Annotated in this window: 8 protein-coding genes; 1 reads left to right on the forward strand and 7 read right to left on the reverse strand. The window is 48.6% G+C overall.

The genetic code is table 11. The annotated features are described in order from the left end of the window. Nucleotides 1–40 precede the first annotated feature (40 nt). The 6 genes from QUB20_RS13485 to QUB20_RS13510 form a co-directional block, all read right to left on the reverse strand. Complete coding sequence (locus QUB20_RS13485) at nt 41–943, reverse strand: HNH endonuclease (RefSeq protein ID WP_333246766.1); 903 nt, start codon at nt 941–943, stop codon at nt 41–43. 57 nt (nt 944–1,000) lie between these two features. After that, a complete protein-coding gene (locus QUB20_RS13490) occupies nt 1,001–4,096 on the reverse strand; it encodes a methyl-accepting chemotaxis protein (protein WP_333056448.1) in 3,096 nt (1,031 codons plus the stop codon). Between the two features lie 147 nt (nt 4,097–4,243). Then, on the reverse strand, nt 4,244–4,777 hold the full coding sequence (locus QUB20_RS13495) for a chemotaxis protein CheW (RefSeq protein WP_039887356.1): 534 nt from the start codon (nt 4,775–4,777) through the stop codon (nt 4,244–4,246). A gap of 699 nt (nt 4,778–5,476) precedes the next feature. Next, complete coding sequence (locus QUB20_RS13500) at nt 5,477–6,715, reverse strand: response regulator (RefSeq protein ID WP_333056449.1); 1,239 nt, start codon at nt 6,713–6,715, stop codon at nt 5,477–5,479. A 358-nt stretch (nt 6,716–7,073) separates the two neighbouring features. Next, entirely contained in the window at nt 7,074–7,898 is an 825-nt protein-coding gene (locus tag QUB20_RS13505; protein ID WP_333246764.1) for an RNA-guided endonuclease TnpB family protein, read from the reverse strand. Between the two features lie 137 nt (nt 7,899–8,035). After that, nucleotides 8,036–8,326: a hypothetical protein gene (locus QUB20_RS13510; RefSeq protein ID WP_333246762.1), complete on the reverse strand. Its 291-nt coding sequence runs from the start codon at nt 8,324–8,326 to the stop codon at nt 8,036–8,038. Nucleotides 8,327–9,049: 723 nt separating this feature from the next. Here QUB20_RS13510 and hmpF point away from each other — a divergent pair. After that, nucleotides 9,050–10,795, forward strand: coding sequence for a pilus motility taxis protein HmpF (gene hmpF, locus QUB20_RS13515; protein ID WP_333246760.1), 1,746 nt, complete (start codon nt 9,050–9,052; stop codon nt 10,793–10,795). On the opposite strand, the gene tilS is transcribed toward hmpF, so the two are convergent. Further along, nucleotides 10,792–11,937, reverse strand: a complete 1,146-nt coding sequence (tilS, locus tag QUB20_RS13520; RefSeq protein ID WP_333246757.1) for a tRNA lysidine(34) synthetase TilS — start codon at nt 11,935–11,937, stop codon at nt 10,792–10,794. The genes hmpF and tilS overlap by 4 nt on opposite strands. Between the last annotated feature and the right edge of the window lie 109 nt (nt 11,938–12,046).

A 12,046-nucleotide genomic window follows, 5' to 3' on the forward strand; every position in this document is an offset into this window, starting at 1 on the left:
TGATTTTAAGCGTTATTGTATTGGGTCTATGTTAGTAGTTCTAGAGAAGGTCTCTGTATATCTCGCCCCTTGCCAAGAGAATAATCTGACTGCGAGATATGGCAAATGTCCTGGCTATTTTTCTTTTCGATATGCCCTCACTTAAAAGATAGCGAATCTCCCGCACCTGTTCGGGTTGGAGTTTGCGGTGGACAGATATCTTGCCGGGAACGAAAGGAAAGCGGTTTTTTTCTATAGCATCGCGGGAGTTATCGGCGGGGGTTCCTTCCCACAAATGGTCAGGATTGACACAACCGCGATCGTCGCAACTGTGACAAGCAAAATAACCGGGTTTGACAGACCGTCCCAGTTTGTGTTCCAGTACAAGTCTGTGGGGATAGAAACTTTGATTTTTCCCGTTAATCTTAATAGTTTTCACCGAGTAACCATCACTTCTTTTAGCCAACGTACAAATCATGCAGCCGTTCGGCTGTATTTCAGCGCGAATACCTGGAATTACTTCTATGCCTCGCACTTGTTTTTGAGGTTTCGGCGCCGATGTACTTCCCACATCTTTAATACGTCCTTTTTTAAACCTATCTTGAGAATTTTCCAGCCGAGAACCTTCCCACAAATGGTTAGGATTAATGCAGTTGCGGACATCGCAAGTATGGCAAGCAAAGTATTCCGGTCTAATCGGACGACCTAAGATATTTTCTAATACTAAACGGTGGACAGTAAACGTTTTCCATTCACCGTTAATGCGAAGTCTTTTGTTTGCATAGCCACTGCTAGATTTGGTTAGGGTAGAGATAATACAGCCCGTCGGCTGAACTTCACCAAAGATGCCCGGTATTACCTCTACTATGTTATCGTCCATCTGTGCAACTCCTACTTCCTTTAGGTGTTGAATTGGCATCCCCGCAGGGGTTTCAAGACTGCGAGGTTGCTTTTTGTATGCCATTATTGCCACACTAACGTGCTTGTAAATCAGCCCGCAAAAAAAGCATGAGACAATTGATTATTGTCTTTCTGCTGTTTCTACTCGGAATCTTTCCACCGATGTCAAAAGGTCGCGAGCAACGCCCACCAAATTTTGCAAAGCACCAGAAACTCGCTGCGCTTCTTGGGAGGTTTCCTGAGCGGTCAGCTCGACTGCTTGCATCACAGAAGCTACGGCGCGAGCTGTTTCGTTTTGCTCTACAGTGTCGGCAGTAATCGATCGCACTAGCACGTCAATTCGATTAGTAACTTGAATGATATCTTCAAGCGATCGCTTCGCCTGTTCTGCCAATCTTGTCCCCTCAATAACCTGCTGCGTCCCTTCTTCCATCGCCGTCATTACCGCGCCGGTTTCGCTTTGAATTTGCATCACGATCTGTTCGATTTCTTTCAAAGACTTAGCCGATCGGTCTGCCAATTGTCGCACCTCATCTGCCACGATCGCAAAACCCCTGCCCGCTTCCCCAGCTCTCGCCGCCTCAATACTGGCGTTGAGGGCCAACAAATTCGTCCGGGAGGCGATCGTCGCAATTAAAGCCACAATCTTAGAAATTTCTTGAGAAGCTTCCGCCAACCTCTTGACTTTTCTCGTGGTTTCTGCTACTGTTTCGCGAATTTCCAAAATCCCGGCCACCGTCCGCTCCACAGCCTCGCCCCCTTTCAGAGCCGTTGCCGCCGCGCCCCGGGCCACTTCTTCGGCCTCTCTAGCGCTCTCTGCGACCCGCTGAATCGCGTCGGTGAGGACTTGCACGGAATTCAGCGTTGCCGCCAGTTCCTCAGCTTGCCGCAGCGCGTCGGAAGACAAATCGCCCGCAAACTTAGCACTATCCGTAGCGCCTTTGCTGACCTCCCGAGCCGCCTGCTTCACCTGATGGACGATTTCGCGCAGATTTTGAATTGTCAAGTTAAACGAGTCAGCAACCGCGCCCAAAACGTCTGCGGTCACTTCTGCCGTCACCGTCAAGTCACCCCGGGCCGCTCCTTCCACGTCGTCTAGCAAGCGAATCACTTGGCGCTGCAAGTCTTCTTTTGCCTGTTCCTGCTCGTCAGACTTGCGCCTAGTATCGCTAATCGTGGTTTGGATGACCTTCGCCATGTGGTTGAATTTAGCAGCCATTTTGCCAAATTCATCTTCCGAGTAAACCGTAGCGCGAGCATCCAAAGTTCCTTGAGATACGGCATCGAACTGAGCTTGCAAATTGTCCGACGACTTGCGTACCTGCTTGGCGATCAACTGGCCGATGCCCCAAGAAGTTAAAAAGCTGGTAAAGCCTGCGGCTGCAGTCATTACCCAGCCTGTTTGGCGCAGGTAAACAATCGCCTCCGGTTTGTCTTGCCGCAGAGCTTGATAGGAGGCAATGTTGGTGACGAAAGCCACAGCTACCAGAGAAACAAGTCCCGCCCCGATTGCCGTGTACAACTGTTTTGTAAACAAAGGGGCATTTTCCAAGAAAGCCAGTCCCCCCTGTTCTACTGTTACCGAAGTATCGAGCGCTTCTGTTTCTGTGGGAGAAAAAGTCGACACAGACGTATCAGCCGGGCCACTTATGCTAAATATTTCGTCATCCCGAATTGCTGAGCCATCGCTGTTGTCAAAGTCCAGGCTGCTCCCAGTCGTTCCCATCATGCCGCTGGTCGAGTTGCCGAAATTGGTGTTACCTCTAGTCAAGATCGAACTGGTGGCATCTTCTGAGATATCAAAGTCCGGCAAATTGCCCAAATCGTCAAATTCGTCAAATTCGTCTAAAAAGTCGCTGTGTTCTTGAGCGTTCCCAGTTTTTGACGACCAGGCGCTGTTGTTCTTGTCGGAAGCCCCGAAAGCTGTTGCTTGTTCGTTTTCGTCGAAAGAGAAAGAATCGCTAAAAGCGTCGTCTTCAAAAGCATCTAACTCGAAGTTGTCTCTAGAGCTAAATGCCGGGGGTTCCGAGTCGCTGTAACCGTTGCTGTTGGAGGAGGCTGGATCGACTGAATTAAATTGTCCCCGGCTCGACCTTTGACTTTGAGAGTTGGGGACAGCACCTCCCATCAACAGCGTTTCGTCTTCCGCCAGCGAATAGTTTGACGAGTAGTCCGACCCGTTATTCGACTGTTTGTTTTGAGGTCTAGAAGACCCGAAACCCGACGAGGGCATCGCCTCGGCAAAGGGGTCTTCATCTTCGACCCCAGGTGTGTTATGACCGTAATTTTGGCCAATCTGGGGCGGGGATTGGTAGTCGTAGTCGGAGTTATTGTCGAATTCGTCTGGCAAATCGAGCGCACCAAAAGGTTCGCCAAAATTGTCCGAGGGCCCGATGGGGGAGTCTAGTTGGTTCGAGTCGAAGGAATTCCCGCTTTCTGAAGAGGCAAAACTTTGACCGTTGAGCATCTGAGTCGGAGCTTCGGAAAACGAATCTCCTGAGTAAGGTGCGCTTGAACCAGAAACTTTGCTGCTAGACAAGTCAGCACCATCAAACCCTCCATCATCTAAGGCAAAAGGGTCTCCAAAGTCCGAGTCGGCAAACTCGTCTATGCCGTCTAGCGAGCCGGAGTTCTCAGCATAAGCTGCCATTCCGCCGCTGTCGCCACCAAAGGGGTTAGAATGTGAGGCTAAATCTGGGACTGAGCCTGCGCCATCGTCGTCTTCTGGTTCCCATCCCAAGCCACTCATGCCTAAGTCGGCCAAGTCCTCGTTTTCCATGTCGTCTGGGGATTGACTTCTATAGGAAAGGGATGGGGAATTTCCTTGAAAAAGTCCCAAATCCGGGTCTTCTAACCCTTCATCAAGAGATAAGTCTGGATAGAATTCTAATTCAGTTTCAGCAGACAAAGCCTCGAAATTTTCAGTTTCTAGTTCTCCAGATAAAAATTGGTCTGTGTAGGTAATTCCGCTGTGAGCGTGTTCTACCAAACTCTGGTCATCACTCAGACCTAGCACAACCGTGTACTGTTCCCGCGCCACCTCATACTGTTGCAGTCCGTAGCAGTAAATGTGTCCGCACAGCAGGCGAGCGCTGGGGTCTTCGGGAAAATCTTCTACTAATTGATAAACTAGGGCTGCGGCTTCTGAATAATTGCCATCCATGTAGGCCGCTTCTGCCCGTTGGTAGTCCTGCTGAAAGTTGGTACTTGTTGCCATTTGCCGCCCTCTTTGGATTTTAGATTTTAGATTTGAGATTTTTGATTTTTATCTTGAATTGAATGTTTAGATGCGCGCCTCACGTCGTGTGACTGTTTATGATTAGACCTCAATCGAAAATCGCAAATCGCAAATCTAAAATCGATTTCACGCTGCCCACCGCGCCGAGCGCAGAATTTTCACTTGATCTAGCAGTCGGAGCACTTTCTGAGCTGGTGCACCTAACATCCATTCTCCCCTCAGAAATGGAATCATGCCGTCTGGTGCATTGTTCTGAGAGTGCAGTTGCTCTACGTCGAGCCAGTCCATCCCCACAATTCGATCGACTGCCAGCCCCAAAATCGTGTCTTGGTCTTCCACAGCCACGATCGGGATTTCGGGTCTATCTGTGTTCAGAGGTGTTTGGTCTCCCAGAAATTGGCCGAGGTCTGCCACCCAAATCACTCGTCCTCTCATATTTAGCGTACCTAAAAGCAAAGAGGAAACGTTGGGGATCGGTGTCATGCGGTCTGGGGACGGGGATAGTACCTCTCTAATCCCTGTCGCCGGCAGAGCGAACTCGTTCCCCGAAGGAACGTAGAACCGCAGGTGCAGCTCTCCTTCGGGAGTTTCTAGTTCTTGGAATTCCGGAGCCGGATCTACGCCTAGTCCTGGTAATATAAAGTCTGGGCTACCGCTAATCATAATTCTGACACCTGCATTTCTAGCAAAATTGTTGAGGTTTCCCGCCAAGAAGAAGCCGATCGAAACTTCGATGGTCGAAACTTGACACAGCCAAGCTTGACACAGCCAAGGGGTGAATGGCGCTACTGCCGGAGGTACTTGGCAATAAATTTGTTCCGTCAATAATTGACTGCCAGCAATAAATTCGCGCGACCAATGCTTACAAATTAGCTCAAATCGACTACGAACAATTAATTTGAAACCCCTAAAGCTTCACTTTGTAATCCCACCGCCGTCTCAATTGGTAAAACTCTGGGTAATTTCTGCGATGAATGCTAAACCGATACTGGGATTAGCGAGGAGTTGTTGACATGGCTGATGTCCCGACAATCATGAACGGAGTCAGTTAAGACTGAGAATTGGACTCTCTGACTTTGTACAGAAATACCTAGCAATAAGTAGCTCTGTACATCAGTTTTTCGGAGCGGCTGCAAGTGGAGAACAAGTATATTATATTTGCACTTTGAGCGTGTTAGACCCACTTGGGTCTAGAAATTGAACAGAGTTTTACCGACGCCCTTATGCCAGCGCGCGGATTTATACATTCTAGTTTATGGTGCGATCGCCAATAGTACGTCCAGCTTTCTCTTTGTGGTGGCCGAGACTCGATCTAACCGCAGGTACAAAAAAGCTCCCATCATGCCATGGGGGCGAAACTTATTTTTCTTCTAATTGGTCTTCTAGCGATCGGTCTAATAATCTTTCCGAGAGATTGACCCGAGGGTAGCCTGGGCCCACATATTTTTCTACCAGCATCAATAACTCGCTTTCACCAAAAGGTTTAGTGTAAAAGTCTGTAGCTCCGGCCATGCGGGCTTTAACGCGATCGATAAATCCGTCGATGCCCGTCAACATCACGATCGGCGTCTGCCGGAAAGCGCTAGAACTACGCAGCATAGCGCAAATTTCGTAGCCGTCGAGTTCCGGCATGGCGATGTCACACAGAATTAAATCGGGTTTGAGTGGAAACACCAAACTCAGGGCTTGGAGGGGATTGCCGATCGTAGTAGCTTCGTAACCGTGTTCATTTAAAATTGACTCGACTGTTTTGCGAATAGTATTGTCGTCGTCAATACAGACAACTCTGGGAACTTTGGTTTCTGGGGACGACCATTCTTTTTTGTTGTTGGTGGGGGCAACAGAGGGTTCGTAAAATACTTGCACCAATCCCTGCTGCACAAAGGGGTAAATCGCCTTAGCGACAGTGAGCACGTCTCGGTTGAGGTAGCGCGCCATTTGGCGGATCGAAGTGTGGCCGTCGGCCCAGCGTCTGAGAGTATTAAAGGTATTGACAGGCAGGGCGACTCGCAGCTCGGAGGGGTCTGAAATCACCGGGCATTGGTTGGGCGACTGAATGTGAGGGTGAAACTGCTTCCACTGCTGCACCTGTTTGACAATCTTGGCCAGGAGCGAACTAATTTCTAAGCTGGTCAGTTGAGGAGCCAAAGCTGGGCCCATTTCAAAAGTGAAGGAACCCTGGTGGAGACTGAGCAAGTCAAATAGGGTTTCGTGGATCATGCTCTGGATGATGTTGCGGCCTTGAGCTGGGGTGAGGATGTGGTTTTCTAGCAGGGCCCATAGGTAGCCGTATTCTGGGGCATTGGTAGATGCCATATAGGGAACTTGGATTTTGTCGAGGGCGGTATCTGCTTTGTAGCGGCGCAGGTAGTCGCGCAAGCGAAACAAACTGCCCGCACTCTGGGTAGCGTAAATAATCTGACCGTTGAAGCAGAAGACATACCAGGATTGTCCTGCAAGGGAGCGCGAGGTAGGTTGAGTACCCGTGCCGCTGCCGGTGGAGGTGTAGGCCTCTACGAACAGTTCTCCGGTTCGCTGGCCTAACTCAATCAATTGCAGGATGCTGCGGATGTCTATTTCACTCAAATTTCCCTGCATGCAGCTAAAATGTCCTCCTTAAAACCGTTGGCGTCTGAGATCGGAAAGACTGTGTGCTGGCGAAAACATTGACTTTAGTTTCCGTCAATAATTTACGCGCTGATGCCGATCTCACAATTGGGAATTGACGAAAGGGCGATACTTGCTGCCGGGTCTCGGCCGCGCTACCAGTCCACAAGCTGAAACCGCGCAACTCGCGGCATTCTCTAAGTGTAGAGTTTCACCTTGTATTCCGTTACATAAGACCTACTCACATCTACTCATGACTAGACAAGTCTACTCAGTAGTATTGTAAAGCTTACTTCCTGTTTCATCCTGGCGGTGTCGAAACTCACCAGTCCACAGGCACGAGCCCCGCCTAACTGACGGTTTTTGACAAATTAATTGCCGCGTTTAAGTCACGGTCAATCACCAATCCGCAATAGGAGCATTCAAACACTCTCTCGCTCAAGGAAAGTGTTTCTTTTTTTGTTCCACAGTTAGAACAGGTTTTACTGGACGGGAACCAACGGTCAGCAATTACCAACTTTGAACCGTACAACTCGCATTTGTAGGTTAACTGGCGGCGAAACTCAAAGAATCCCAGAGCGGCAACAGACGCAGCCAACTTATGATTAGCCATCATTCCGCTTACATTCAAATCCTCTATGACCATTAAACCGTGATTTTGGGCAAGTAATGTCGTCAAGTTATGTAACGTATTTTTACGTGTGTTAGCTATTTTTTTATGCAGTCTCGCTATCTTGAGTTGCGCTTTTTGACCGTTGCTTGAACCGATCATTTTAGGGCGGTTTAGCCCTTGCCTTCTTGACCTTTTGGCTGCATATTTTGGGTAGGATTTTGCCCCAGCAATTACTTCACCTGTTGAGAGAGTAGCTAATGCTTTAATGCCGAGGTCAACTCTGAAAATGCTTGTATTGCCTGATTCCTGCTGTTGGGCGTCAAACCGCCAACTGATAAACCACCTGTCGGGTTGACGGGATATCGTGCAAGACTTGGTTAATACTTGTGGCAATCTTTCATAAGTTTTCAAAATGCCAATAACAGGAAATTGAATTTTATTGTCACCCAAGATTTTAACTGCGCTTTTTAACGTGAAAGAGTCACGCCGCCCTTGATTCTTAAATATCGGCACTCCCCGAGTTTTGTTAAAACACCGTTTCCCTGCTTCGCGCAATGCCATTCATGCTTGCTGCGGTGTAGACTTGCTGCATTCATATAGCAATCCTAAATGATTCGTGTAATTCTTGTAGGGGCAAACCCCCCGTGGTTGCCCCAACTTGGCTGGGGTAGGCACGGAGAGTAGGGGTAGCACTACCCCTACATATTTTTACAAATGATGCGAGGATTGCTATAGTACCAAGAATTTTTTGATTTCACTATAGCTACTAAGAGTTTGTGCAAGTCAGTAGCTGTGGGAAGTTTGAGCTTTTCACTCTCGTTGGTTTTATTGTGGTGAAGTATATTTGGGGTCAACCACAATCCCCTATTCAACGCATGACGCGCTACTCCACAATGCTGGGCTAACAATGTGCGAGTAAGTTGATTATTCAGTTTCAATTCGGTTTTGAAGCCTAACAGCATTTTTACCTCTCTATCGCTTTGAATCACGCTATATACTGCTTCAATCCCTACTCATTTCAGAAGGAATGAGTAGATGTGAGTAGGATTTTGGTTACAGTTTCTCACCCTCAGTGCCGATCGACCTTTTTGCTCGCCCCCCGCGAGCGTCATCGGCTCGCGTCATTACCCTATTCTAAGGCAGCACGGTTCAAATCCCTAGTCCGCCGGAGGATGGCGTCCGCTTGGGGGTAGCGATGGCTTTTCTGACGATCGAGCCGCAACTAAAGCCTGGTACAATCAATAGAAAGTTTTTGACGGACTGACCTTTTTCAGCTTTAGCCTATGGCAGTCTTCGCAGTGAGAGCTAGTCTTTAATCAAGTGGCATTGGTACTGCTGTCTCATTCCTCCAGACAACTGGTGACGCCCGTACTTTCTGGAAGTTCTCCCGTGAGAACGTGCTATGCGTTAGTGCTGAAGAAAAGTTAGAAAAAATGCTATCCCCCGATTGGGCAAACAATACCAAGAAGTAAGACTTAATTGGCAAAAAGTGATCCTTACTTGCCTACACTTGTTTACTTTAGGTAAGTTGACTAAAAATCACAGGCAGTGTTATCTTTAGTCAAGAACCTTTGGCTTAAGGGGGATAGCCTACTTATGTTGGAATTAGCCGTCTACCCAACAGCGTAGGAAGTAAACACCACTTATCTTTTAGGCCTTTAAGTAACTTAAAGTAAGTTGGGATAGGTTTTACGAAGCAGAGGACTATTAGTGTGCTGTATCTAGCGGAAGTACAAAAACAGAGAAGCGGCTTTGGTCTCGGTGGCGGTAAGGCTGAACTGAAACTGCTAGCTTGTCAGCGGGGCGAACATAACTGGAGCGCCGTACCAGGTGATGACGCGATCCCAGTTGAGGAAGCTAATAAGTTTAACGACGGCACGCTGGTGCTGGTTGAGTTGAGCGCTAGCAAGCAAGTGCAGCGGATTCAGGAGGCTGCCCGCCAGTTGGTGAGCATTCTGCAAAATTTCTCGCGATTGCAGGACAAGTTTAAGGATAAGGAAGAGGAAATTGAACAGTGGAAGGCTTCTCTGACGTTTTCGAGTCAGGAACTCAATCGCCGGGAAATGGAAATGCAAGCCCGCGAAGAGCAGTTGGCTCAAATGGAAGAGGAGTTGGAGCGGCTGGAGGCTCAGCGCTCGGAAATTGAAAATACTCGAGATGAAGCTAACCGACTGCGAGAAGAAGTCGATCGCAGTCGCGTGGAAATTGAGACGGCTTGGGAACAGTTGCGGGGCGAGCAGCAACGGGTGGCCCAGCAGCAGTCTGAGGTTCGGCAGGGGCCAGTAGTTGATGAGCAGCTGACCCAGAGGATTCAGGAGTTGATGCAGAAGCTGGGAGGGGCAATTGCTTCGGCCCAAGGGGTGCGGGAACAAATGAATCAGTCTCTTGGTGCCGTGGGCGCTCAACAGGCAATTCTGGATCAGCACTGGCAGCAGTTGGAGCAAAAACAGAGCATAGCTCAACAGCAACAAGAAGAGGTCGATCGACAAAATCAGAGCCTCCAAAACCGCTGGCAAGAGTGGTACCAATCTCAAGATACTTTGGCCGGGGCTAGGGCGGAGCTTAAAGGACAGCAAAGTACCCTCAGCGCTAAGCAGGCTCAGGCTCAGTCGGTGTCTTTGCAGGTGCGGGCTGTTGAGGAGCTTTACCAGCAAGTTTCCAGGCTCGCATCTGCTTCGGGTGCTGCGGGTACGGAGCAGAAAGTAGATGTGTCAGCTTTGGAGAAGATGCCTGTTGATGAGTTACAAGGGCTGGTGCAACACCTGCAACAGGATTTGGAAAAGGTGTTCCGGTTTGTTAACGATCAAGAGGAGGAGTTGACTCTGCAGCGGGAGACAATCGAGGAGCTGCAAGAGAAAATTCAAGCTGCTTCCGAGTACGATCGCATGGCTTTGGAAAATGAAATGGCAGATGAGCTCGAAAGTTATCAGATGTTAAACGAAACTCTGGTGGGACAGCGCCTCCGGTTGCAGGAACGAGAAGATGTTTTAAAGCAGCATCAGGCGGTGCTGTGGCGGCGGCTGGGTACTGCTAATGCTTCCAAACAAGAGCGAGGAGATATTGATTTGGGGCCAATTGTCGCACAGCTCAATACTCAGCGACAGCAGCAAAGCCAAGAATTGCAAAGACTGGAAAACGAAATTCAGCAAGTGCAGGAAGCAATATCCCAAATTGAGGCAAATGTCAACCGCCAAAATGGGGAAAGTGAGGCGAAACGCTACGAACTCAAGCAGTTAGAGCAGAATTTGTTCAACCAGAAAGGTGCAGTGGCGCAACTCTGGGGCAGGGTGAATGTTTATCAAGAAATGTTGCAGCCGGTGCAGGACAATTTGAATGCGCTACGCCAAAAGCTCGAAGCGGTGGCGGGGGAACTCGATCGGGTGCAGGAGACGGGAGACGAGCAAAATCGGGTAGTTTCTGAGTTGCGGCAAGTCCTTTCGAGTTTGCTCTCAGCTTAAAATTTAATATGTAAAATTATCGAAGGGTGTTCGACTCGACCGATCGCTCCTCCAGGAAATGGATCGGTTTGCGATCGGTTGGGCGCTACGATTAAGCTGGTTAGTTTTTCTACGCTTTCAAAACTGGGCGCCGAGGGCAATATTTGTTGCAGTAGTTGCCGCATTGCCCGTCGCTGCAAGGCAAGGGGTGCTTCCCGCAAAATCGGGCGATTTAACTTGACGGGAAGTTGAAAATTCACCTGCATATTGTCTGCAATTGGAGACATTGCTCGCTGTAGCAAGTCGCTGGCTGCAAGTTCGAGATATTCTACGTCGGCGCGCAGGAGTTCGGCTGTTTGAGCTAGGGCTTGTTGGGCTTTTGGGTTGAAATGAGTTTCCAAATAAGGCAATAATTCCGATCGAATCCGGTTGCGACTATATTGCAAGTCTTGATTTGTGGAATCTTCCCAAATTGGTAGTTTTTGCTCTTGACAAAATTGACCTGTTTGCGATCGAGTTATTTCGAGCAAGGGACGAACTAAATAGATTTTAGATTTGAGATTTTGGATTTTCGATTGGAAATTTTCACTTGAATTCTCCAATCTAAAATCGGCAGATATTTGGGAGTTGGGATTTTCGCCGGAATTCCGCAATCTAAAGTCTAAAATCGGCAATCCAAAATCGGCGAGGGGCCGTGTCCAGGTGAGGGCAGAAAGTCCATCGGCACCACTGCCGCGAATCAGGTTGTAGAGGAGTGTTTCGGCGCGATCGCTAGCTGTATGGCCTGTAACAATGTAGGGGTAGTTGTGGGCGATCGCAATTTCGGTTAAAGCTTGATATCGCCACTGTCTGGCCGCTGCTTCTGTTTTCGGGATGTCCCAGGCTGTTTCCAAATAGTAGGATATTCCCCAGTTTTTAGCTAATTGTTCTACATGATTAGCCGAGGCTTCCGAGTCAGAACGCCAACGGTGATCGCAGTGAACAATCGCTAGATTCCACCCCCATTTTGGCTGCAAATCTAGCAGTAATTTAATTAAACACAGAGAATCTTGTCCGCCCGATACTGCTACTAGCAATCGCTGATTTGATGGCAATATTTGTCGGTACAGCAGCGTCTTGTGCACTTGAGCGTGGATGTGCGTCCAATTGGAAGATTCAGCCATGAGAGCAGTTTTTTATTAAGCAAAAATCAGGAAGTTAGGATCGCGAATTAAATAACTTACAATTTTAATTGTTATTGTGGGATGGGCGTCCCGCCCGTCCAAAAAGGAC

Origin of the sequence: Microcoleus sp. B4-C2 (assembly GCF_036705265.1) — a bacterium.
Lineage (GTDB): Bacteria > Cyanobacteriota > Cyanobacteriia > Cyanobacteriales > Microcoleaceae > Microcoleus.